Source organism: Brucella daejeonensis, from assembly GCF_014199265.1.
In the GTDB taxonomy this organism is placed as follows: domain Bacteria; phylum Pseudomonadota; class Alphaproteobacteria; order Rhizobiales; family Rhizobiaceae; genus Brucella; species Brucella daejeonensis.
In genome coordinates this window covers 74786-100457 of record NZ_JACIJG010000001.1, presented here as the reverse complement: position 1 = coordinate 100457, position 25672 = coordinate 74786, and the positions used below count along the sequence as shown (strand labels likewise).

The following is a 25672-nucleotide window of genomic DNA, read 5'->3' as shown; positions in this document are numbered from 1 at the left end:
ATTTTCAATATGTTAGGCTTGCAAAAAATAGGCCGGTTCATAACGCAACATTAATGGGCGGAAAGAATTGTGCGTTGCGATTTAAACGGTTTGAAGTTCAGCACATTGCGCCGTCGCATTTTAGCCAAATGCGGTCGACATTCATGGAACCGATCATGGATACTGCCGTTTCCTGAGGTGAAATTCAGTATCCACCCGCCGCAGATAACTCATTTCCTTCGGAAAGGCTGTTAAGGCAGATGCCGGAATTGTCTTCTTCGCTCTCCAGTTCAACCTCTACCGAGAATAAGTCGCCCAATCCACCCAAGCGGGAAAGTTCGATGGAACCGAGATCCAGCGGACCCAATGGAGCGGGCCAGGGGACGGGCCAGCTTCCGCCTGAGCAGCCCGCTCCCATCCGCGCCCCTTACCAGACCGAGGAAGAGTTGGGCGCGCTCGCCGCCGCCGTGGCGCGGGGTGAAGACATTCCGCTGCCGGGCTATATTCCCTTCCCCTTCGATCAGCGCCTGTCTGAAAACGGCAAGCTGATCCTGCACGCCTATCGCGCTTCCGACGCCGCGTCACGCGCGGGCGAGACGATCACGCCTGCCGCACAATGGCTGCTCGACAATCACTATCAGATCGACAAGAACGTCCAGCAGGCCCGCCGCGACCTGCCGCGCCGCTTCATCCGGCAACTGCCGCTCTACAAGGCCCCGGCCGAGAATTACGAGGGGATGCCGCGCATTTTCGCGCTGGCCTGGCTCTATGTCGCCCATACCGACAGCAACTTCTCTCTGAAGACGCTCACCGCCATCGTCAAGGGTTTCCAGACCGTCGAGCCGCTCAAGATCGGTGAATTGTGGGCGCTGCCGTCGGCGGTCCGCTATTTCCTGATCGAGAATGCGCGCCGTCTGGCCATGCGCGTCGATCGCGCGCGCATCATGCGCAATCTCGCCAATACCGCTGCCGACCGTATCGTGGTCGCGGCGGACGCGTCCGAACTGGAGACGGTTCTGGCGCAATATGCGGGTGCCGCCCGCGACAGCACGTTCTCCACGCATCTTCTCTATCGCCTGCGTTCGGCCTCCACCGACACCACGGCGGCTGCAAGCTGGCTGGAGCGCATTCTGCACGAGGAGGGCAGCAACCCGGAAGACGCCATCGTCGAGGAACATGCCCGCCAGTCCACCGGCGGCGTGACGATGGGCAATGTCATCCGTTCGCTCAAATCCATCGACGATGTAGACTGGGAAACCTGGTTCGAGACGGTCAACGAGGTCGATGCGATCCTGCGCGACCACAGCGATTTCGAGCTTCTGGATTTCCGCTCCCGCAACGCCTATCGCGTGACCATCGAAAAGCTCGCCCGCTATTCGGACATGAGCGAAATCGACATCACCTGGGCGGCGCTCAATCTTGCGGGCGACGGCAAGCGCGCCGAGGAGGCGGGACATCCCGAAGCCGGAGGCAAGGGGTCGATAGCCTATTATCTTTCGGGCGACGGTCGCAGGGAACTGGAAAAGGTCTGCGGATACAAGGCGCCCTTCGGTGTCAGGGGCTTGCGTTTCTATCGCAGTCTCGGCCTGCTCGGCCTTTTCATTCCGACCGCCATTTTCACGGTCCTCATTCTTCTGCTCGTCAATTACTGCATGATCCGCGCCGGTCTTTCGACCGATCTTCGCACGCTGTTCACGCTTCTGGCGGTCTTCCCGGCGATGGATGCATCCTATTCGCTGTTCAATGCGCTGGTGCCCTGGTTCGTGCAGCCGACGCGCCTGATCGGCTTCGAATACAAGGAAGGACTGCCCGCGGAAGCGCGCACGCTGGTCGCCGTGCCGACCTTCATCACCTCGCGCGATTCCATCGACGAGCAGATTCGCAATCTCGAAGTTCATTACCTCACCAATCCGCGCGGCGAGATTTACTTCGCGCTGGTCAGCGACTGGACCGACGCCAGGCAGGAAATCACGCCTGCGGATATGGAAATCTACGAATATGCGCGTGAGGAGATCGCCAAGCTCAACGAGCATTATACCGGCGAGGACCAGCCGCGTTTCTTCCTTCTGCACCGCCGCCGCCTGTTCAACGAGAAACAGAATTGCTGGATGGGCTGGGAGCGCAAGCGCGGCAAGCTGCACGAACTGAACCTGCTCTTGCGCGGCGATCAGGATACGAGCTTCTTCCCCGCCGACGAGCGCCTGCCGCGGGACGTCAGATATGTGATGACGCTCGACGCCGATACGCGCCTGACGCCGGAGGCGGTCACGCACCTGGCGGGCAAGCTCAGCCATCCGCTCAACCGCCCGGTCATCGACGAAAAGTCCGGCAAGGTCGTGCGCGGCTACGGCATCCTTCAGCCGCGTGTCACCCCGTCGCTCACAACCGGCGACGAGGCTTCGTTCCTGCAACGCGTCTTTTCGGTCAATCGCGGCATCGATCCTTACGTCTTCGCCGTGTCCGATACCTATCAGGACCTGCTCGGTGAAGGCACCTTCACCGGCAAGGGGCTTTACGATATCGACGCCTTCGAAGCGGCGCTGAAGGGCCGTGTGCCGGAAAACACGCTGCTCAGCCACGACCTGCTCGAAGGCGGCTATGCCCGCGCGGCCCTCGTCAGCGATGTCGAGGTGGTCGAGGATTATCCGACCGGCTACAATGTAGACGTGTCGCGCCACCATCGCTGGGCGCGTGGCGACTGGCAGCTCCTGCCATGGCTGTTCTCGGCCAATGCCGGTGTCAGCGCGGTGACGCGCTGGAAGATGGTGGACAATCTGCGCCGGTCGCTCAACCCGATCCTGTGGCTGATCGCGGCCATTGTCGGCTGGTCCGTGCTGCCGCTGGGGCCTGCCGCTGTCTGGCAGGGCTTCCTTCTGCTTTCGATGTTCGTGGCGCCGACCTTCGGCATTGTCACGAACCTCATTCCGGTGAGCATGGACTATTCGCTGAAAGGCCATGCGCAGTCGGTCCTGACCGACGTCGCGCTCGGCACGGCGGATGTGGCGCTGCGCACCACTTTCGTCGCCCATTCGGCATTCCTGATGGCCGACGCCACCGCGCGCACGGTCTACCGCCTGTTCGTCTCGCGCCGCAATCTTCTGGAATGGCGCACGGCGGCGCAGGCCGGGGCCTCGCCCGATACGCTGCTTTATTATTTCCAGCTCATGTGGTCTGCAATCGCCATTGCGGGGCTTGCGATCCTCATTCCGCTCGCTGCCAAAAGCCATGCGGCCATCATTGCGGCCCCCTTTGCGGTGATCTGGTTCGCCTCGCCGCTGATCGCCTGGCTCGTCAGCCGTTCCGCCAAGCCGCAGGACACGCTGGAGGTCCTGTCCTCCGACAAGGCGGATCTGCGCCGCTATGCGCGCCGGACCTGGCGCTATTTCGCCGAATTCTCGAATGAGGAAAACAATCATCTGCCGCCGGACAATTTCCAGGAAGACCCGGCGCCCATCGTCGCGCAGCGCACGTCGCCGACCAATATCGGCGTCTATCTCCTGTCCGTGGTCTCCGCGCGCGACTTCGGCTGGATCGGTTTCGGCGAAACGCTCGACCGCATCGAGGCGACGGTCGGCACGCTCGAAAAGATGGAGAAATATCAGGGCCATCTCTACAACTGGTATGAAACGCATACGCTGACGCCGATGCGCCCGCTCTATGTTTCGGCGGTCGACAGCGGCAATCTGGCGGGCCATCTGGTCACGCTGTCGTCGGCCCTGGAAGAATGGGCGGAAGCGCCGTCTGTCTATACGCAGGGCGATCTCGACGGCATTCTCGACGTCAACGAGATTCTGGAGGAAACGATAGAGACGATCCCGGACGACCGCCGTGTGCTGCGTCCGCTGCGCCGCCGTCTGGAAGAGCGCATCGCCAATTTCCGCCGCGCCGTGCGCTCGATCAAGGATGAGCCGGAAACGGCCTCGTTCCGCACGATCAACCTGTCGCTTTTCGCGACCGACATCGTGCGCCTGATGGACGAACTCGACGGCGAAGTCGGCACGCCCGCCAGCGCCGAGGCCAAGGGATGGGCCGATATCCTCGTCGATACCTGCAAGGCGCATACCGACGATTCCATGGGCGAGCACAATACCGACATCCTGCGCGAACGCCTGCGCGATCTGGCCACGCGGTCGCGTCAGCTTGCCTTCGACATGCAGTTCGACTTCCTTGAGCGAAAGGAACGCCGTCTGCTCTCCATCGGTTTCCGCGTGCAGGAAAACGAACTGGACGAAAGCTGCTACGACCTTCTGGCCTCGGAAGCGCGCCTGGCGAGCCTCTTCGCCATCGCCAAGGGCGATGTGCCGGTGGAACACTGGTTCAAGCTTGGCCGTCTTCTGGTGCCGGTCGGCTGGAAGGGCGCCTTGCTCTCGTGGTCCGGCTCGATGTTCGAATATCTGATGCCGCCGCTGGTCATGTCCGAGCCGCTCGGTTCGCTCCTCGACCAGACCAACAAGCTCGTGGTGCAGCGCCAGATCGACTATGCAACCTCGCGCGGCCTGCCCTGGGGCATTTCGGAAGCGGCGTTCAATGCGCGCGACGCGCATATGAACTACCAGTATTCCAATTTCGGTGTGCCGAACCTCGGTCTCCAGCGCGGGCTGTCGCGCAATGCGGTCATCGCGCCCTATGCGAGCCTGCTTGCCGCGCAGTACCAGCCGGCAGCGGCGGTGGCGAACCTCAAGCGGCTGGAAAAGCTCGGCGCGCTCGGGCGCTATGGCTTCCACGATTCGGTGGATTTCACGCCGTCGCGCATCCGCGAGGGCGAAACCTGCGCGGTGGTGAAGAACTACTATGCGCACCATCATGGCATGGCGATCATTGCGGTCAACAACGTGATCTTCGAAGGTCGGATGCGCGAGCGCTTCCATTCCGATCCGGTGATCGAAGCCGCCGAACTGCTGTTGCAGGAAAAGGCGCCGCGCGAAATTCCGATGATCTACGCCAAGACGGAAAACCCGATGCGCGTGGATTCGGGCGGCTTCGACGACGCGCCGATGCGCATCGTCGACGTTCCGTTCAAGGCGCCGCGCACCACCCATATGATGTCGAACGGCCAATATGCGCTGATGGTCACGGCCAACGGATCGGGCTACAGCCGCTGGCACAACTGGGACATCACCCGCTTCCACGCCGATGCGTCGGAAGACATGCAGGGCACGTTCCTGTTCCTGCGCGACATGGAAAGCGGCTACTGGTGGTCGGCGACCGGCGAACCGGTGCGCAACCCCGAAGAGGAAACCAAGACGGTCTTCACCGAGGACAAGGCGGAATTCTACAAGACCGCCGGAGACATCAAGACGGTCATGGAAGTGATCGTCTCCTCGGAATCCGATGGCGAGGGCCGCAGGCTCGATATCATCAACACGTCTGCCCATGACCGGATGATCGAGGTCACGTCCTATGCGGAACTGGTGCTGAACGATAGTGACAGCGACGCTGCCCATCCGGCCTTCGCCAAGATGTTCGTGGAAACCGAAATCTCCGATAACGGCTCCATCATCTATGCCAGGCGCCGCAAGCGCGCGCCATCCGACCCGGATATCCATGTCGCGCATTTCGTGACCGATCTCTCGGGTTCGGTCCGCGAAACGGAGGTCGAAACCGATCGCGGCACCTTTATCGGCCGCGGGCGTTCCCTGCGCGATGCCGCGGCCTTCGATCCGGGCGTGAAATTCACCGGCAGCCAGGGCTGCGTGCTCGACCCGATCGCTTCGGTGCGAACCCGCGTCCGCGTTCCGGCGCACAAGAAGGTGAGCCTCGTTTTCTGGACCTTCGCGGGCGGCAGCCGCGACGCGGTGGAACACGCCGTGGCGACGCATCGCCATCCCGAAACCTTCGCCCGCGAATATTCGCTCTCATGGACCAGTTCGCAGGTTCAGCTCTACCATATCGGCATCAAGCCGGCGGAAGCCGCCGATTACCAGAAGGTCGCCGCCTATCTGCTCTATCCCGAGCGCACGCTGCGCCAGCCGCCGGAAACCATCGCCAGCGGCCTCGGCAAGCAGTCCGATCTGTGGCCGATGTCGATCTCGGGCGATCATCCGATATTCGCGCTGCGCATCGACAACGAAGCCGATCTCGACGTGTTGCGCGGCGTGCTCCGCGCCCAGGAATACTGGCGTGGCAAGGGCCTCACCGTCGATGTGGTGGCCGTCAACGAGCGCGCCTTCTCCTATGCACAGGACACGCAGCGCGCCATCGACTGGATCGTGGAAGGCTTCCGGGCGCGCGGCGGCGACCAGCCGCATATCTTCGCGGTGCGCCGCGACCAGATGAGCGAGGAAAGCTACAATACGCTGCTCGCCTCGGCGCGCATCGTCATGCATGCGCAGAATGGTTCGCTGGCCGAACAGTTGCGCCGCAGCGAGGAAATCACCGTCGACCTGGCGGCGCGCAGCGATGCCCGTACCGCGACCAACGGACAGGCTGTCGTGCAGGGGCTCGGTGCGGCGGGGCTTGCTCCCGTCGCTATCGAGCGCGGAGCGGAAGAACGCCGGCCAGTCGTCAGGCCCGTGGTCAAACCGGCGCCCACACGTCCGGCGCCGTCCGGCGACGATCTGCGCTTCTGGAACGGCTATGGCGGTTTCGCGGAGGACGGCTCCTATGTCGTGCGCCTCAACAACCGCATGAGCACGCCGCATCCGTGGATCAACGTCATCGCCAACCCGTCCTTCGGTTTCCATGTGTCGGCGGAAGGCTCGGCCTTTACCTGGGCGGGCAACAGCCGCGATTACCAGATCACCCCATGGGCGAACGATCCGGTGACGAACCGGCCGGGCGAGGCGATCTATATCCTCGATCGCGAAACGGGCCGCACCTTTGCGCCCACCGCAGGCGTGCTGCGTGACGAAGCGGTGACCTATGAGGCCCGCCACGGCCATGGCTACAGCTCGTTCACGGCACAGCACGGCGAACTGGCGCTTGACCTCACCCATATTGTGGACGGGGAAAAGCCGGTGCGCCTGTCGCGCCTGACCGTCACCAACAAGGGGCGCTCCAGGCGCAGGCTTCGCGTCTATGGTTATGTCGAATGGGTGCTGGGCAATGCCCGCGCCAGAAACGTGCCTTTCATCGTGCCGTCGCTGGACGAGGCGGAAGGCGCGCTCTTCGCGGCCAACCCCTATCATCCCGATAAATCCGGGCAGGTCGCCTTCTTTGCGGCGTCCGAAAAGCCGCAATCCGTCACGGCGGACCGCAGCGAGTTCATCGGCGCCACCGGTTCGGTGGACAGGCCGGAGGTCGTGCTGGCCGGCAAGGCGCTGTCGGGGACGGTGGAAGCCGGGCGCGATCCGTGTGCGGCCCTTGCATTCGACATCGAAGTAGGGCCGGGCGAAGCGCGCGAACTCGTCTTCCTGCTCGGCAATACCGCCGATCAGGCGCAAGCGAAGGCGCTGATCGCGCAATCCCGAAAGGCGTCCTTCGATAACCGGCTCAAGGCCGCCAAGACCCGGTGGAAAAGCCTCTTCGACCGTGTTCAGGTGAAGACGCCCGATCCCGCTTTCGACCTGATGGTCAATGGGTGGCTGCCCTATCAGGCCATCGCCTGCCGCATCTGGGCGCGTGCTGCCTTCTATCAGGCCAGCGGTGCCTTCGGATTCCGCGACCAGTTGCAGGACACGCTGGCGCTTCTGCTTGTCGATCCAACGCTGGCGCGGGCGCAGATCCTCAACGCGGCCTCGCGCCAGTTCCCGGAGGGCGATGTGCAGCACTGGTGGCTTCCGGCCACGGGTGCGGGCGTGCGCACATTGATCTCGGACGATGTGGTCTGGCTCGGCTATGGCACCTCGCTTTACGTCGAGACGACCGGCGACCGTGCAATCCTCGACGAGAAACTGCCGTTCCTCGAAGGCCGCAAGCTGGAAGAGGGCGAACACGATGCCTTCTACGAGCCGGAAATTTCGGAAGACACGGCAAGCCTTTACGAGCATTGCGCGCTGGCGCTCGATCTTGCGGTGGCGCGCACCGGCAGGCACGGCCTGCCCTTGATCCTCGGCGGCGACTGGAACGACGGCATGAACCTCGTCGGCGTGAAGGGCGAGGGCGAAAGCGTGTGGCTCGGCTGGTTCCTGGCCTATACGCTGCGTCAGTTCATCCCGATTGCCGAAGCGCGCAAGGACGCGAAGCGCGTCGATCTATGGAAAGCGCATCTGGCCCGCCTGACGGAGGCGCTCGACCGCGACGGCTGGGATGGCGAATGGTATCGCCGCGGTTTCTACGACAACGGCGCGCCGCTCGGTTCGAAGGATAGCGACGAATGCCAGATCGACGCCATCGCCCAGTCGTGGAGCGTGCTTTCCGGCGTCGCCAGGCCGGAGCGCGCCGAACAAGCCATGGCATCGCTGGAAAAACGGCTTCTGCACGAAGAGGGCGAATTGCTGCGTCTCTTCACGCCGCCCTTCGACAAGACGGTACAGGAGCCGGGTTACATCAAGGGCTATCCGCCGGGTGTGCGTGAGAATGGCGGTCAGTATACGCATGGCGCAACCTGGGCCATTCTGGCGCTGGCCCGCATGGGCAAGACGGCGGAAGCGTGGAAGCTGTTCTCGCTCATCAGCCCGATCAGTCATGGCCGCAACCCGGACACCTATCGTGTCGAGCCTTATGTGATCGCCGCCGACATCTATTCCGTCGAGCCGCGTCGCGGGCAGGGCGGCTGGACCTGGTATACCGGTTCTGCGGGCTGGTTCTATCGTGTGGCGACCGAGGGCATTTTGGGCGTGACCCGGCGCGGCGACCGCCTGCATCTCGAACCGGCCCTGCCGCCGGAATGGGACGGCTACGAGGCGGAGCTTCGCTTCGGCGAGGCGCTCTACCGCGTGAAGGTCGTGGCGGGCGCCCCCGGTGCTAAAGACAGGGCGATCAGGCTCAATGGTCGCAAGATCGGCAAGCCGGAAGAAGGCGTGCCGATCAAGCCGGACGGCGAACACGAAATTATCGTAGAGCTTCCCAAACAGAAGTGAACCGATTAGAAAGGCGGGTGAAAACCCGCCTTTCTTTTTGCTGCAATTCCACTGAAGCAGCATATGTTCATGCAATGGAGGCCGTCATGGCCAAAACCGATATCGCGCGGCGCGTCTACAATCACGCATGGAAGCTCGATCCGATCGTCCGCAGCCTGCTGGATACGGATTTCTACAAGCTCCTGATGCTGCAGATGATCTGGGGTCTTTATCCCAAGGTGGATGCAACATTCTCGCTGATCAACCGCACGACCTCGGTTCGCCTTGCCGACGAGATCGATGAAGGCGAATTGCGCGCGCAGCTCGATCATGCTCGCACGCTTCGGTTTTCCAAGAAGGAAATGATCTGGCTGGCCGGTAATACCTTCTATGGCCGCAAGCAGATTTTCCAGCCCGAATTCCTCAACTGGTTGCACGATTTCCAGCTCCCGGAATATGAGTTGCGCCGCAAGGACGGCCAGTACGAACTGCATTTCCATGGGCCGTGGACGCACACGACCATGTGGGAAATTCCCGCACTTGCCATCATCAACGAGCTTCGCTCGCGTGCGGCGATGAAGAATCTGGGGCCATTCTCGCTCGATGTGCTCTATGCCCGCGCCAAGGCGAAGATGTGGAGCAAGGTGGAGCGGCTGCGCCAGCTTCCCGACCTGAAGATTTCCGATTTCGGCACCCGCCGCCGCCACTCCTTCCTGTGGCAGCGCTGGTGCGTCGAAGCGCTGAAGGAAGGCATCGGCGATGCCTTCACCGGCACGTCCAATGTGCTTCTGGCCATGGATACGGACGTGGAAGCGCTCGGCACCAATGCGCATGAATTGCCGATGGTTCTGGCCGCGCTTGCCAAAAACGAGGACGAACTGCGCTCCGCCCCCTATCGCGTGTTGCAGGACTGGAACCGTTATTATGGCGGCAATCTTCTGATCGTGCTGCCGGATGCCTTCGGAACGGCGGCATTCCTGCGCAGCGCGCCGGACTGGGTGGCCGACTGGACCGGCTTCCGCCCCGACAGCGCGCCGCCCATCGAGGGCGGGGAGCGCATTGTCGAATGGTGGAAATCGAAGGGCAAGGACCCGCGGGAGAAACTGTTGATTTTCTCCGATGCGCTCGATGTCGATACGATCGAGGAGACCTACCGTCACTTCGAGGGGCGCGTACGCATGAGCTTCGGCTGGGGCACCAACCTCACCAATGATTTTGCGGGTTGCGCACCGAAGGAGATCGAGGGGCTGAATGCCATTTCGCTGGTCTGCAAGGTCACGGATGCCAACGGTCGCCCGGCGGTCAAGCTCTCCGACAATCCGCAGAAGGCGACCGGCGATCCGAAGGAAGTGGCGCGCTATCTGAAGTTCTTCGGCAATGAGGAGCGTGTGGAGCAGCTCGTCAGGGTCTGACGAGCTGTATCCCGGTCATTCCATCAGGCGTGCGGTGCCGGAAACGCGGATCGAGCCGCCGCGTTCCTTGCCGATTTCCGCGCGCAGATGCGAGGGGCTGCCCATGTCCTCGCCCTGGAAAACCTCGATCTGCCCGCCATGCGGCCAGTTGCTGTCGCGCAGATAGGCGGCAAAGGCGGCGGTCGCCGCGCCCGTTGCCGGGTCTTCATAGACACCGCCCGACGCAAAGGGATTGCGGCTGTGAAAGCGCTGCGGCGTTTCCGAATAGATGAGCAGGATTGTCGTCCAGCCCTGACGGTTCATGAGTGTGCGGCCGCGTTGCAGGTCGTAATGCATCGATGCCAGTTTCTCGCGTGAGCGAAGCGGCAGCACGATATGGTCCGCACCGGCATGGATCAGCGCGGGCGCGAGGCCCGGCGCCAGATCGTCCGTCTCGTAACCGAACAGGGCCAGCGCCTGCTCGACTTCCGTTGCCTTGGCGGCGCGCTGGCGCGTCGGCGGCGATTGCAGGCTGGCGGCGAAGAGATTGCCTTCCTTGCGGCCTTCCACGGTGATGTCGCCATTGTTGAGCTTGAGCGAGAAACGTCCGTCCCCCTCGCGCATGGCAAGCGCCGCGCCGAGCGCGATGGTGGCGTGGCCGCAGAACGGCACCTCCATTTCCGGCGCGAAATAGCGCACGCGCCAGCTATCGCCGTCGGGCATGGCGAAGGCAGTTTCCGAAAAGCCGACATCTCTTGCAATTTTCTGCATATCCGCGGGTGAAGGAAGCTGTTCGGCGATCAATACGCCAGCCGGGTTTCCACCCTTGTCACCTTGTGAAAAGGCTGCGATGCGCAACACGTCCAATGGTTTCTCCTCGCCAGTCCGATTCGTGCCCGCCCTCTTCCTATAAAGAGCGTGAAACGTGGCGGGTCAAGCGGTCAGTCGGGTGGCTGAAACTATCAACAGCATAGGCCGTTCCAGTTCTTCCGCCAGTGCTGGCCAGGCCCCAATCTGGTCAGGCGACGGACGCCATTCCTCCAGACTGCCGAGAGAAAATCCGGTATCGATCAGCATGTTGACGGTCGTGCTGAGGCGGCGGTGATGCTTGATCACGCCGTCGGCAAGCCAGTCCGTGCGCCTTTCGCCCTCCACCGCATATTGATCGACGGGCCAGCGCTTGCGGCCGTCCTTTTCCTCGATCCAGCCGGGCTTCGAAGGGGCCATGAAAATCGGATGTTCGATGGTAAAGACGAGATCGCCACCGGGGCGCAGCGCATCGTGGATCGTTTTCAGGAGCCGTCGAAGGTCGCGGATATAGTGGAAGGCCAGCGAGCTATAAACGAGGTCGAAGCTTGCCTGCGGCAGCTCCAGCACCTCCATGTCGGCCTGGACATAGCGGATCGCCTCGTCCTGCGTGTCGCGGCGGGCGCGTTCCAGCATGTTGTGCGACAGGTCGTAGCCGATAACGGAAGTCGCGCCCTGTTCCCGCGCGAAACGCGAGAACCAGCCGAAACCGCAGCCGAGATCGGCAATGTCCTTTGCTGTCAGATCGGGCAGGATCGAACGGATATACGGCCATTCGGGCGCGCCCTCCAGTCCGTGCACCGAGCGCGGCAACTGGCTGTAAGCGGTGAAGAAATCATCGCGATCGTAGATATTCTGAGACATTTTGCCTACCGCTCGGTCAGTGCAAGCTTTGCCCCCAGCGCCACGAAAGCGGCAGCAAAGCTGCGGCGCATCCATGCAAGCACGGCGGGGCGCGAGGTGATGTGATTGCGAACGGCGGCGGCGAAAACGCCATAGATCGCGAAGACCACGAAAGTCATCGCCATGAAGATCAGCGAAAGCTCCACCATGCGCGCGAGCATACCGCTTTGCTCGCTATTCACGAATTGCGGCAGGAAGGCAAAGAAGAATATCGACAGTTTCGGATTGAGCAGGTTGACCAGAATGGCCGACCAGATGACCTCGCGGTCCGAACGCGGTGCGTCGTCGGCCTCGATCTTCAGTGTGCCGTGTTCCTTGAGCGTCCGCCACGCCATGTGGAGCAGATAGGCGACGCCGGCATATTTGATGATGTCGAAGGCGAGCGCACTGGCATGGAGCAGGGCGGCGAGCCCCGTTATCGCGGCCAGCATATGCGGAATGATGCCAAGCGTGCAGCCGATGGCTGCGATCACCGCCGCCCGTGCGCCGCGCGACAGACCGGCGGCGAGCGTCACGACCACGCCCGTGCCGGGCGAAGCGACGATGATGAAACTTGTCAGCAGAAACTCGATGCTCATGACGTTTCCGATCCCTGTTCGCGCCCTGCCGGAAAGACCGAAACGGGCCGGACGCATCATGTCACGGCCTGGCCGTGCGTCAATCCTTCATCTCATGTGCCCATGGCGGGTTTGCGCCTGCGCGCGAGACGGTTACGGCGGCGGCGCGCACGCCAAGCGCGACTGCGGAATGGACCTGATCCTCGGTCAGTTCCGCAAGGGCTTCCTTCTGGAGAAGGCCCTGATTGTGAAGGCTTGCCAGAATCCCGGCATTGACCGTGTCGCCCGCGCCAACCGTGTCCACCACGTCCACCTTCACGCCGGGCACACGCACGGTCATGCGGGCGGTATAGGCATCGGCGCCATGCGCGCCCCTGGTTATGACGATCAGCTTCGGGCCGAGCTTCAGCCATTCGGCGGCAATCTCGTCATGACTGCCTTTTTCCCCGAACCAGATCAGATCCTCATCGGAAAGCTTTACGATATCGGCGAGCGCGATCATGCGTTTCATGCGCGCCAGATGTTTTTCGCGGTCGGTGATGAAGCCCGCACGGATATTCGGGTCGAGGAACATCACCCGCCTGGCGGCTTCACGCGTCATCAGCGCCTCATAGATGCTGCCGCAGGGTTCCGCGATCAGGCTGATGCAGCCGAACAGCATGGCGTCGATACTGTCATCCACGAAAGGCATGTCGCTCTCGGCGAGCATCCGGCCCGCCGTGTTTTCGTCATAGAAGGCATAGCGCGCCTGTCCGTCCACGAGGCGCACGAAAGCGAGCGTCGTCGGTCGGTCGGAGATGGCGGCGAAAGAATAATCGACATTGGAGCGCGCCAGGGCATCGCGCAGCACCTCGCCGAAAAAATCCGACGAGATTCCCGAGAAGAAGCCGGTCGGCGTACCCAGTCGCCCCAGCGCGAGGGCCGTGTTGAAGACGGAGCCGCCCGCGAAAGGCTGGAAGGCGGTTTCGCCGCTCGCGGTCTCGCGTGGCAGCATGTCGATCAGGGCTTCACCGCAACAAAGGATCATCGTTCCAACTATGTTCTTGAACTGGGCTGTTAAATCGATTGAAAAGACTTAAGCACAAAAGCGCGGAACATTTCAATCGCCGTGCTCTGGTTCCATTGTCAGACGTGCTGTCCGCCATTGATGTGGATTTCCGATCCCGTCACATAGGATGAGGCCTCCGAGCACAGGAAATAGATGGTTTCGGCCACTTCCGATGTCTTGCCAAGGCGGCGCATCGGCAATTGTTCCACCAGCTTGTCGGTGCCCGGCGACAGGATCGCCGTGTCGATCTCTCCCGGCGCGATGGCGTTGACGCGGATGCCGTACGGCCCGAAATCCGATGCCATTTCGCGGGTCAGCGCGGCGAGCGCCGCCTTCGACGTGGCATAGGCGGTGCCGGCGAAGGGATGTACGCGGCTGCCCGCGATGGAGGTCACATTGACCACCGAACCCTGTGCCGCTTCCAGTTCCTTGAACAGGCCGCGCGCCAGCATGATCGGCGCCATGAAATTGACCTGAAACACGTCGCGCCACACCGCCATCGGCGTTTCGATGGAGTTCATGCGGCGACCGCCTTCGGCTTTTGGCGAAATGCCCGCATTGTTGACGAGCGCATGAAGCTTGCTGCCGTCGGCTTCGAGCCTGCGGCGGATTTCGGCGATTGCCTTGCCGACATCTTCCTGATCGGCCAGATCGACCTTGATGTGGTCTTCCGGCCCGGCGGGCCATGGACAATTATCGGAAAAGTCCTGTCGCGAACAGGTGATGACGCGCCATCCGGCGCGCGAAAAACGTTTCACAGTCGCGTGGCCGATGCCGCGGCTGGCCCCGGTCAGGACCAGAGTCTTGCGCTCGGTATCCGATTTGACGGTATTGGAACCGGTAACGTCTGCTTTGGTGGGTTGGGACATGGAAACCTCGCTACAGCCTGAAACCTTGAATAGACCAAGCCGCTCAGGATTTCGAGCAGAATTAGCAATGTTGCAGGGAACCTGCTTCACTTGACCGCGAGCGGGATCACCGTGCGTCCAGAAAGGACGCACGGTGATCTATTGCGCGTTGCCCATGATGATATCGAGCAATGTGGTGGATTTGCCGGACTGCGATCCGCCGCCGACCTCACCCGGAGGCACCGGGCGATAATCGTCGGCTGGCGCATTGGCCGGATAGGCGGCGGCGGGCTGTCCGTCCGACGGGCGTCCGGTTTGCTGGATGCGGCCACGTGAGGGTGAATCGGGCGCGGGCGGCCAATAGCCGTCATCGCCATTGCCCGCCACAGGCTGGTTGCCATATCCATCCTGCGGCATCATGCCGGGATCGTAAGGCGCGTTCGGATCGATGCCGTCGCTGCCGCCGGGCAGGACGTTCTGGATGTCGTAATGGCCGGGCAGTTCGGCGACGGGCACGCCCTTATGCGCTTCCTTCATGAAGCTTTTCCAGGCCGCGACCGGCAGGGTTGCGCCGAAGACGCGCTTCATACCCTTGCCGTCGTCATTGCCGAACCATACGCCGGTGGTGAGGTTCGCCGTATAGCCGACAAACCAGGCGTCGCGGAAATTCTGGCTGGTGCCGGTCTTGCCTGCCGCGGGCCAGCCGAAGGCGGCGCGCTTGGCAGTGCCGTCTTCCACGGTGCGGCGCAGCATGGCGTTCATCATACCGACATTGCGCTCGCTGATCACGCGCGGGCCGACGCCGTCTTCCTTCTGATAGAGAACCTTGCCCTCCGAATCCGTCACACTGGTGATGAAATAGACCGGGGCCCGATATCCGCCATTGGCAAAGGGCACATAGGCGTCGGCCAGTTCCAGAAGCGTCACTTCCGAAGTGCCGAGCGCCAGGGAGGCATTCGGTTCCAGCCTGGAAAGGACGCCAAGGCGGTGGGCCGTATCGATGACGGTCTGCGGCCCGACCTCCATGACGAGCTGCGCGGAAACGGAATTGAGCGAATGGGAAAGCGCGGTGGCAAGCGTCACCGGCCCCATATATTTGCCGTTATCGTTGCTGGGCGTCCATTTGCCGATCTTGACGGGCGCGTCGTTTCGCACGGAGTCGGGTGTGCGACCCTGTTCGAGCGCGGAGAGATAGACGAAAGGCTTGAAGGAGGATGCGGGCTGGCGCCGGGCGTCCGTCACCCGGTCGAACTGGCTTGCGGCATAATCGACGCCGCCCACCATGGCCCGGACCGCGCCGGTATTGTCGATGGAAACCAATGCGCCCTGACTGGCATTCATCTTCTTCCCGCTTTGGGAAATCTGGTCCTTGATCGCCTCTTCACCGGCCCGCTGGAGATTGAGATCGATGGTGGTCTGGACGGTGATGTCGTCCTTCGTCTCGCCGATCAGTTCGGGGAGTTCCGCCACGACCTTGTCGGCGACATAGTTCTCCGATCCCTGCCAATAGGACGCCGCCCGCGTGGGCGGCTCGCTTTCGGCAATGGCCGTCTGGCGGTCGTCGATCATGCCTTCCTCGCGCATCGCGCCCAGCACCAGCCTGGCGCGTGCGGCGGCGGCTTCAGGGTCGCGGGCAGGCGACAGGCGCGACGGCGCTTTCAGGAGACCGGCGAGCGTGGCCGCTTCCATCAGATTGACGTCCTTGGCCGACTTGTTGAAATAGCGCCGCGAGGCGGCATCGACGCCGTAGGCGCCGGAACCGAGATAGACCCGGTTCAGATACATCTCCAGAATCTGGTTCTTGGTATATTTATGCTCCAGCCACAGTGCGAGCATGACTTCCTGCACCTTGCGCTCCAGCGTGCGCTCCGGCGAAAGGAACAGGTTCTTGGCAAGCTGCTGCGTGAGTGTGGAACCGCCTTGCACGGCGCGGCCCGAAACGACGTTGGTCACGATGGCGCGCGCAAGCCCGATCGGGTCTATGCCGAAATGCGAATAGAAGCGGCGGTCCTCGATGGCGATCACGGCCTGCGGAATATAGGGTGACATTTCGTGCAGGCCGACGGCCTCGCCGCCCGTCGTACCGCGATTGGCGATGAGATTGCCGTTTACATCGACGATGCGCACATTGGGTGGCCGGTCGGGAATGGCCCAGTCGGTCGTCGGCGGCATTTTAGCGGCAAAATAGACAAGCATAGCCGCAAAGGCGATGCCGCCCCACAGGCCCAGCACCAGGCACCAGTAGATCGAGCGGCGGAGGAAGCCGAAAAAGCCGCGCGGCTTTTTCCTGCCGCGCCGCGCGCTGCGCGGCTCCCTGTCCCCGGACTGTCTGCGTCGGCGCTGTTGCACGCGGGCCATGCGATCCTCCTCGTCGATGCGAAAAACCTCGTCATCCTTTTTCTCTTCGCCACCGAAGGAAGGTTCGATGCGTCGGTCTTTATCGTCACGCGATGCCATGTCTGCCCGGATCCGCCCACCCTGTTGCCGGTCCGAACGTCAGCGGACCGGTCATTTGCGATGATGTTGAGTGCTTTACGGGATTTTGCGCCGCAAAAGCAAATAAGGGGCTAACCCGATGCAGGGTAAATGCGGCAGTTTAAAGGGATATGAATCATCCACGCACAAGAAAGGCCTTGCCGGAGAGGCAAGGCGCCGGTTCGTAGCGGAACCGCCCTGCCATTCGTGCCGCATACAAACGGCACGAAACTTTTCGGGGTCCCGGCGGAAGGGCTGCTAGAATTTGTAGGCGACACCGAGGCGGATATCGTTGGTCTTGAACGAACCGCGAGTGCTGAAATCGTCCACCCCGAAATCCTTGTTGCCGAAATCGGTATAACGATATTCGAAGCGCAGCGTGATATTGTCGGTCGCCGCATAGTCGATACCTGCGCCCGCGGTCCAGCCGGTCAGCGTCTGGCTGTCGCTGTAGCTGGTGCTGCCGCCGATGGTCACCGAATTCTTGACGTGGCCGAACGCTACACCGCCGGCGATGTAAGGCATGAAGCGGTCGATCGCGTAACCGGCGCGTGCGCGCACGGCACCCGACCATTCCAGTTTCGATTCAAGCGAGGTCTGAACGGGAAGGCCACTGCTGAAATAGTCATGCGATTCCTTCAGGTCGTCATAGTCGAAGTTGCCGTCGATACCGAGAATGACGCCATTGCCCATGTCGAAATTGTAGCCGGCATAGACGCCGCCGATGAAGCCGTTCGGCTTGAACTCGGAATAGCTGTCCCCGTCGCCATCCAGCTTGCCGCGGCCCCATCCCCAGCCGATTTGGCCACCGATATAGCCGCCGCCCCACGAAAAGGAGGGCATGGCGATCGGTTCGGGTTCCTGTGAAACGATGGCATCCGCTGCAAAGGCGCCGCTGCTGGCGGCGACTGCTATAAGGGATGCGCCCAGAAATACTTTAAGCTTCATGGAAAACTCCTGTAATATATTCTCAGTGAATATGGCAGGATATATAGTCCTTCTTCACATCTATGTATGTAACAGAAAAGCAACATCGAAAAATTTCTCATTAATGAAAGGCAATTTACTGGTATATTTTTAATATATTCTAATATTATTAAATAAGTATAAGCGCCTGTTGGTAGAAATGTAGGTAATATTATTCAAATTGTCGTGATGTCCTTGAAATAAAAAAGACCCCGCATTGCGGGGTCTCGATCTGTGCTTTCCGGCAGGAATTAGAACTTGTAGGCAACGCCGAGACGAACTTCGTTGGTCCTGAAGTCCTGATTGACGCTAAGGCCGCCGAAGTCGATGTCCTTGTCGCCGTAATCGGTGTAGCGATATTCGAGGCGGACGATCAGGTTGTCGGTCGCGGCATAGTCGACGCCGGCGCCTACGGTCCAACCGGTCAGCGTCTTGCTTTCGGAGAAGCCGACGCCTGCGATGCTGCCGTCATTCTTGATGCTGCCGAAGGCCACGCCACCGGCGAGATAGGGCAGGAAGCGGTCAGCCGCATAGCCCACACGGGCACGAACGGCGCCGGACCAGCGCAGCTTGGTTTCGAAGTCGCCCACGACGACGTCGCCGTCAAACACATCGACGCCCTTGGAGACGTCGTTATAGGTCACGTCACCATCGATACCGAGAACGATATTGTTGCCGAGATCGAAGTTGTAGCCAGCATAAATGCCGCCGAGGAAACCGTCGGGCTTGATATTGCCGTAGCTGTAGAGGTCGCCGTCGAAGTCGGATTCGCCCCAGCCATAGCCGATCTGGCCGCCGATATAGGCGCCGTTCCAGGTGAAGGTCGGCGCGATCACGACCGGAGCCGGTTCCGGTTCGATGACTGCGTCGGCGGCCTGCGCGCCAGTGGCGGCAGCAAGGGCAACAGTCGATGCGAGAAGAAGAGCCTTGAGTTTCATGATAAACCTCCTGAAGGAAAGTATCAGAACCAGTCTTTGTCCCCAATATAAGCGATTGGTGTCAAAAGTCTGTAGCAAACGGGACACATCGGGAGGAATGTCGCCCAACTAATACGCGTCGCGCGAGGAGGCGTGACAGTCCGCAGGCGCGCATTGGAGTGGCGGCGTAGTTATTGAGTATGTAAATCCGCTGCGGTTCGCGCTATAGAGCATTTCCAGCAAAAGTGTGAAGCGGTTTTGCGTTGGATAATGCGTAAAAACAAAGAGATAGAGTGGCTCCACGGTTCGATTCTAACTGGAATTGCTTTAAAATGCCGCTGGGTTTGCGGGGAGGGCGAAAATGCATGGCGTCAAAAGCGCGGGTGACCGGGTCGCCTGGGTCGATATTGCCAAGGGCATCTGCATCATCTTCGTGGTCATGATGCATTCGACGCTCGGGGTCGAGAAGGCCGCCGGCGCGCAAGGCTGGATGCACTATGTCGTTGCTTTCGCCAAACCGTTCCGCATGCCGGATTTCTTCATGATTTCAGGCCTGTTTCTAAGCCTCGTCATAGACAGGCCCTGGCGGCGTTATCTCGACCGCAAGGTCGTGCATTTCCTGTATTTTTACGTTCTCTGGCTGACCATCCAATTCGCGTTCAAGGCGCCGGGCATAGCCGGAGAAGCGGGTATTTCCGGGGTGATCGACGCTTATCTCATGGCTTTCATAGAGCCGTTCGGCACGCTCTGGTTCATCTATATCCTGCCCGTTTTCTTCATCGCGACGCGGTTTCTCAGGCGTGTTCCCGTCTGGCTTGCCTTCATCGCGCTCGCATGTCTGGAAGTTCTGCCGATTCATACCGGCTGGGTCATGGTGGACGAGTTCTGCTCGCGCTTCGTTTATTTCTATGCCGGTTACGCCTTTGCGCCTGCGATATTCCGCATCGCAGACCGGCTGCGCCAGCATCCGCTGGCAGGCATTATCGGACTGCTCGTCTGGGGTTTTATCGAGTACAAGCTCGTTTTCATGCCGGTGCCCGACAGTCTTGCCGCGCTTGTTCCACCCACCGGCGATCTTCTCAATGGGCGCGGCGCGCTCAGCGACATGCCGCTGGTCTCGCTCGTTCTGGGTATCGTCGGCGCATTGGCGATCATTTCCGTCTCGTCGCTCCTGAGCCTCTTGCCTGCCCGGAACCGACTTTACCGGGCTCTGGGCTGGCTCGGCGCGCATTCGATCGTCGTCTATCTCGCCTTCTTCCTGCCGATGGCCATCGCCCGCACGGTGCTGCTGAAACTCGGTATCGGCGATATCGGCACGGTCTCGCTTCTGACGACCGCGAGCGGCGTCGCCGGGCCGGTCATTCTCTATGGTCTCATCCAGTGGACCGGCTACGGCGGGTTTCTGTTCCGCCGTCCGGCCTGGGCCTTTATCGATAGCGAACCGCAAAAGAAAACGGCGGCTGCCGCCGCCGTCTGATCCGATCACGAATGCGCGAAAATATCGCTTTCGGGCCAACCCATGAGGTCGAGTTCCGAGCGCGTGGGCAGGAACCTGAAACAGGCTTCCGCCTGCTTCGTACGTCCGTCGCGATCAAGGCGCTTTTCCAGAACCGCCTTCAGGCGATGCAGGTAGAGCACGTCCGATGCCGCATATTCGAGTTGCGCCTGCGACAGGATTTCCGCTGCCCAGTCGGAAGACTGCTGCTGCTTGGAAATCGACACGTCCAGAAGCTCGTTGCAGATTTCCTTCAGGCCGTGACGGTCCGTATAGGTGCGGGTCAGCTTCGAGGCGATCTTGGTGCAAAAGACGGGCTGCGGCATGGTGCCGAAAGCATGTGCCAGAACGGCCAGGTCGAAACGGCCGAAATGGAAGATCTTGGTGATGGAACGGTCTTTCAGCAACTTGACCAGATTGGGGGCCTTTTTCTGGCCCGCCTCGATCTGGATCACGTCCGCCGTGCCGTCGCCGGGCGAAATCTGCACCACGCAAAGCCTGTCGCGGTGCGGGTTCAGGCCAAGGGTCTCTGTATCGATCGCCACCGCATCGACCTGATAATTGTCGAGGTTCGGCAGATCGTTCTTGTGAAAACGGATTGTCATATTGCGGTTCTTCCTTACTTGGCGGCAATCGCCGCCATGATACGCGCCCATGAGCGCTGGCCCTTATGGAAGGAATTCAGCTCATATTTTTCATTGGGCGAATGAATGCGGTCATCCTCAAGGCCGAAGCCGACGAGCAGCGATTCCATGCCGAGGAAATTGTCGAAGTCGCCGACGATGGGAATCGAGCCGCCCATGGCGATCAGCACGGCCGGTTTCGGCCATTCGTCGGACAATGCATCCTTGGCCTTGGAAACGAGCGGTGAATCATAGGGCAACTGGATGGCAGGCGAGCCGCCATGCGGATGAAATTCGACCGAGCAGTCGGCGGGCAGGCGTTCCTTGACGAAGGTGCGGAAAGCCTCGCGAATCTTTGCCGGGTCCTGCTTGTGCACCAGGCGGAATGAAACCTTGGCCGAAGCCTCGGCCGCGATCACGGTCTTGAAGCCTTCGCCGGTATAGCCGCCAGTGATGCCGTTGACTTCCGCTGTCGGGCGCGCCCAGGTCAGTTCCAGAACGCTGCGGCCTTTTTCGCCGGACGGAATGGACAGGCCGATGGGGCCGAGGAAATTTTCCGCCGTGCGGCCCAGCCCTTCCCACGATTTGAGGATTTGCGTCGGGGTTTCCTCCACGCCTTCGTAGAAACCGGGAACGGTGATGCGCCCGGTCTCGTCGTGCAGGTCGGCCAGAATTTTGGTGAGGATATGGATCGGATTGGCGGCCGCGCCGCCGAAAAAGCCCGAATGCAGGTCGCGGTCGGCTGCCTTGATGACAATTTCCTCACCGACGAGACCGCGCAGGCCGACGCTGATGGCGGGGGTTTCCGGGTCCCACATGGACGTGTCGCAGACGAGCGCCACGTCGGCCTTCAGTTCTTGCCTGTTGGCATCGAGGAACGGCTTGAGCGATGGCGAACCGGATTCTTCCTCGCCTTCGAACAACAGCGTCACCTTGACCGGCAGATTGCCGTTCACCGCCTTATAGGCGCGGCAGGCTTCCACGAAGGTCATGAGCTGGCCCTTGTCGTCGGACGTGCCGCGACCGGTCAGGATTTTGCGCCCGTTTCCGGTATCCTTGATCGCCGGGTCGAAGGGATCGTTCTCCCAAAGGTTCAGCGGATCGACCGGCTGGACGTCGTAGTGACCGTAGAAAAGTACGTGCGGGGCGTCGGGCGTGGCGCCTTCATGATGGGCGACAACCATGGGGTGGCCCGGCGTATCGCGAACGCTTGCATCGAAGCCGATCGACGTCAGGTCTTCGACGAGCCATTCGGCAGCCTTGCGGCAATCGGCCTTGAAGGCGGGGTCGGTGGAAATCGACTTGATCCGCAGCAATTCGAACAAGCGATCGAGGCTCTTGTCGAGATTGGCATCGAGGTGGGTAAGAACTTTGTCGAGCGATTGCGTGGACATGAATGCTTCCTGACGAGTCATAAAACTGGCGGCACACTACAACCACTAACGCCAAGAAGAAACCCAATTTGAATGAGGGGAAATATTGGAGAAAATGAATTGGCCGTTGTGGTGAGGGGGTACCACAACGGCCATATCACTACACTCAAAGCGGCAGCCCGGAGAGGGGAATGAGGCTGCCGCCCAACATCCGGCATCCAACGGGGGACGGGTCAGAAAACCGGCGACCGACGAACTGTCGATGACCTGGATTTGGCCTTTCAACTGTGGCTATTCAAGGGCACGGAAGATTACAAATCTGTAACAAACGTGTTATCGCAATGTGATGGATTTCTTTCACGTGGACGGTCGTTTCTCCTGACAATCGCGTGGTTTCCTTTGCGGTCGCTTTCCTCTAATTCTATCTTATGAAAAAAGGCGATCATCTCTTTCTCGTTGACGGCTCGGGCTATATTTTCCGCGCCTATCATGCCCTGCCGCCCCTGACCCGCAAGACGGACGGTCTGCCGGTCGGTGCAGTCTCCGGCTTCTGCAACATGCTGTGGAAGCTGTTGAAGGATGCCCGCAACACCGATGTCGGCGTGGTGCCGACCCATTTCGCGGTCATATTCGACTATTCGTCGAAGACATTCCGCAACGAGCTTTATCCCGATTACAAGGCCAACCGCACCGCGCCGCCGGAAGATCTCATCCCGCAATTCGGTCTCATCCGTCAGGCGACCCGCGCCTTCAATCTGCCCAGCATCGAAAAGGAAGGCTTCGAGGCCGACGATCTGATAGCCACCTATGCGCGGGTGGCGGAAGAAGCGGGCGGCGACGTCACCATCATCTCCTCCGACAAGGACCTCATGCAGCTCGTCACTCCCAATGTGTCGATGTATGACAGCATGAAGGACAAGCAGATTTCCATTCCCGAGGTGATCGAGAAATGGGGTGTGCCGCCCGAAAAGATGATCGACCTGCAATCGCTGACCGGAGACAGCACGGATAATGTGCCGGGCATTCCCGGCATCGGCCCGAAGACGGCGGCGCAATTGCTGGCGGAATATGGCGATCTCGACACGCTTCTGGCCCGCGCTTCCGAGATCAGGCAGAACAAGCGCCGCGAGAACATCATCGCCTTTGCCGACCAGACAAAGATTGCGCGCGAGCTTGTCACGCTCAAGACCGATGTGCCGCTGGATGTCGATCTGGACGGGCTGGTGCTGGAACCGCAGAACGGGCCGAAGCTGATCGGCTTCCTGAAGGCGATGGAATTCACTTCGCTGACGCGTCGCGTGGCCGAGGCAACCGATACCGACGCCTCTTCTGTCGAACCCTCCCATGTGGAAACCGACTGGGGTGCGGACGCTCATGGTCCCGACCTGGATATCCCGGCCAAAACACAGGATGCGGAAACGCCTGCCGCCGCGGTCCCGGCAGAGGGCTATGCGCCTGCCGCGCTGGCGGAAAAACGGGCGGCGGAAGCGACCGCGCAAAAAATCGATACCAGCGCCTATAGCTGCATTCGCGATATTGCCACGTTGAAACTCTGGCTGGCCGAAGCGGTCGAAACCGGCATCGTCGCGTTTGATACCGAGACGACTTCGCTCGATCCGATGCAGGCGGAACTGGTCGGCTTTTCGCTGGCGCTCGCTCCCGGCAAGGCGGCTTATATTCCGCTTCAGCACAAGTCCGGCGCAGGCGATCTTCTCGGCGGCGGGCTGGTCGATGGGCAGATTCCGCTCGATGAGGCCCTGGACGCGCTGAAAGCCGTGCTGGAGGATGCTTCCGTCCTCAAGATCGCGCAGAACATGAAATATGATTGGCTGGTCATGCGCCGCCACGGCATCGACACCGTCTCCTTCGACGATACGATGCTGATTTCATATGTGCTGGATGCAGGCACCGGCAGCCACGGCATGGACCCGCTGTCGGAACGCTGGCTCGGCCATACGCCCATTCCCTATAAGGATGTGGCGGGCAGCGGCAAGAATGCCATGACCTTCGATATGGTCGATCTCGACCGTGCGACGGCTTACGCGGCGGAAGATGCCGATGTGACCCTGCGCTTGTGGCAGGTGTTGAAACCGCGTTTGGCTGCGGAAGGGCTGATGTCTGTCTATGAGCGTCTGGAACGCCCGCTGGTGGATGTGCTGGCGCGCATGGAGGAGCGCGGCATTTCCGTTGACCGGCAGGTTCTGTCGCGCCTTTCCGGCGATCTGGCGCAGGCGGCAGCCGCCTTTGAGGATGAAATCTACGAACTGGCGGGCGAAAAATTCACCATCGGCTCGCCCAAGCAGCTTGGCGATATTCTGTTTGGCAAAATGGGTCTGCCGGGCGCGTCGAAGACCAAGACCGGACAATGGTCCACCTCCGCGCAGGTGCTGGAAGACCTTGCCGCCGAAGGCCATCCGCTGCCGCGCAAGATCGTGGACTGGCGCCAGCTCACCAAGCTCAAATCGACTTATACCGACGCGCTGCCGGGTTTCATCAATCCGCAGACCAAGCGCGTTCATACGTCTTATGCGATGGCGTCTACCTCGACCGGACGCCTTTCGTCATCCGATCCGAACTTGCAGAACATTCCGGTGCGCACGGCGGAAGGCCGCAAGATCAGGACGGCCTTTATCGCCGAACCCGGCAACAAGCTGGTTTCCGCCGACTACAGCCAGATCGAACTGCGTGTGCTTGCTCATGTGGCCGATATTGCGCAATTGAAACAGGCTTTTGCCGACGGTATCGATATTCACGCCATGACGGCATCGGAAATGTTCGGCGTTCCCGTGGAAGGCATGCCGCCGGAAGTGCGCCGCCGCGCCAAGGCGATCAATTTCGGCATTATCTACGGCATTTCCGCCTTCGGGCTCGCCAACCAGCTATCCATTCCGCGTGAGGAAGCGGGGCAGTATATCCGCACCTATTTCGAGCGGTTTCCCGGTATCAAGGACTATATGGAGGCGACCAAGGCCTACGCCCGTGAACATGGCTATGTCGAAACCATCTTCGGCCGCCGCGCCCATTATCCCGACATCAGGGCGTCGAACCCGCAGGTGCGCGCCTTCAACGAACGTGCCGCCATCAACGCGCCCATTCAGGGGGCTGCCGCCGACATTATCCGCCGCGCCATGATCCGCATGGAGGACGTGCTGGCGGAGGAAAAGCTCGCGGCGCGCATGTTGCTTCAGGTGCATGACGAACTGATCTTCGAAGTGCCTGAAAACGAAGTGGAAAAAACCATTCCGGTGGTGCGGCGCGTCATGGAGAATGCCGCCATGCCCGCCGTTGCGCTTTCCGTGCCGCTGCATGTCGATGCGCGCGCAGCGCATAACTGGGATGAGGCACATTGAT

General features: G+C 61.0%; 14 protein-coding genes. 4 read left to right on the top strand and 10 right to left on the bottom strand.

All coding sequences use genetic code 11. The annotated features are described in order from the left end of the window. Positions 1-320: 320 nt before the first annotated feature. Together FHS76_RS00445 and pncB are read left to right on the top strand one after the other, a co-directional pair. Positions 321-8939, top strand: a complete 8619-nt coding sequence (locus FHS76_RS00445; RefSeq protein WP_183646468.1) for a GH36-type glycosyl hydrolase domain-containing protein — start codon at positions 321-323, stop codon at positions 8937-8939. 86 nt (positions 8940-9025) lie between these two features. Beyond that, a complete protein-coding gene (gene pncB, locus FHS76_RS00440; RefSeq protein WP_183646464.1) occupies positions 9026-10330 on the top strand; it encodes a nicotinate phosphoribosyltransferase in 1305 nt (434 codons plus the stop codon). 15 nt (positions 10331-10345) lie between these two features. Here the strand turns inward: pncB and FHS76_RS00435 are convergent, their stop codons facing one another. The 8 genes from FHS76_RS00435 to FHS76_RS00400 form a co-directional block, all read right to left on the bottom strand. Then, the gene (locus tag FHS76_RS00435) at positions 10346-11176 is read right to left on the bottom strand and encodes a PhzF family phenazine biosynthesis protein (RefSeq protein ID WP_183646460.1); all 831 of its coding nucleotides are present in this window, start codon (positions 11174-11176) and stop codon (positions 10346-10348) included. A gap of 66 nt (positions 11177-11242) precedes the next feature. After that, positions 11243-11980, bottom strand: a complete 738-nt coding sequence (locus FHS76_RS00430) for a class I SAM-dependent methyltransferase (protein WP_183646457.1) — start codon at positions 11978-11980, stop codon at positions 11243-11245. Positions 11981-11985: 5 nt separating this feature from the next. After that, a complete protein-coding gene (locus FHS76_RS00425; protein ID WP_183646454.1) occupies positions 11986-12597 on the bottom strand; it encodes a LysE family translocator in 612 nt (203 codons plus the stop codon). Between the two features lie 79 nt (positions 12598-12676). Then, a complete protein-coding gene (locus tag FHS76_RS00420; protein WP_183646451.1) occupies positions 12677-13603 on the bottom strand; it encodes a carbohydrate kinase family protein in 927 nt (308 codons plus the stop codon). A gap of 98 nt (positions 13604-13701) precedes the next feature. Then, positions 13702-14493 (bottom strand): SDR family NAD(P)-dependent oxidoreductase, encoded by a 792-nt coding sequence (locus FHS76_RS00415; RefSeq protein WP_183646448.1) that lies wholly within the window; start codon positions 14491-14493, stop codon positions 13702-13704. A gap of 138 nt (positions 14494-14631) precedes the next feature. After that, on the bottom strand, positions 14632-16929 hold the full coding sequence (locus FHS76_RS00410; RefSeq protein ID WP_183646445.1) for a transglycosylase domain-containing protein: 2298 nt from the start codon (positions 16927-16929) through the stop codon (positions 14632-14634). 276 nt (positions 16930-17205) lie between these two features. Further along, positions 17206-17895, bottom strand: a complete 690-nt coding sequence (locus tag FHS76_RS00405; RefSeq protein WP_183646442.1) for an outer membrane protein — start codon at positions 17893-17895, stop codon at positions 17206-17208. A gap of 269 nt (positions 17896-18164) precedes the next feature. Beyond that, a complete protein-coding gene (locus FHS76_RS00400; RefSeq protein WP_183646439.1) occupies positions 18165-18851 on the bottom strand; it encodes an outer membrane protein in 687 nt (228 codons plus the stop codon). A 340-nt stretch (positions 18852-19191) separates the two neighbouring features. Here FHS76_RS00400 and FHS76_RS00395 point away from each other — a divergent pair, with 340 nt between their 5' ends. Beyond that, entirely contained in the window at positions 19192-20307 is a 1116-nt protein-coding gene (locus FHS76_RS00395; protein WP_183646436.1) for an acyltransferase family protein, read from the top strand. A 5-nt stretch (positions 20308-20312) separates the two neighbouring features. Here the strand turns inward: FHS76_RS00395 and FHS76_RS00390 are convergent, their stop codons facing one another. Both FHS76_RS00390 and FHS76_RS00385 read right to left on the bottom strand, forming a co-directional pair. Beyond that, entirely contained in the window at positions 20313-20930 is a 618-nt protein-coding gene (locus FHS76_RS00390) for a ribonuclease D (RefSeq protein ID WP_183646433.1), read from the bottom strand. Positions 20931-20944: 14 nt separating this feature from the next. Beyond that, the gene (locus FHS76_RS00385; protein WP_183646429.1) at positions 20945-22342 is read right to left on the bottom strand and encodes a dipeptidase; all 1398 of its coding nucleotides are present in this window, start codon (positions 22340-22342) and stop codon (positions 20945-20947) included. Between the two features lie 407 nt (positions 22343-22749). Here FHS76_RS00385 and polA point away from each other — a divergent pair, with 407 nt between their 5' ends. Then, positions 22750-25671 (top strand): DNA polymerase I, encoded by a 2922-nt coding sequence (gene polA, locus FHS76_RS00380; protein ID WP_183646427.1) that lies wholly within the window; start codon positions 22750-22752, stop codon positions 25669-25671. The last annotated feature ends 1 nt before the right edge of the window (position 25672 follow it).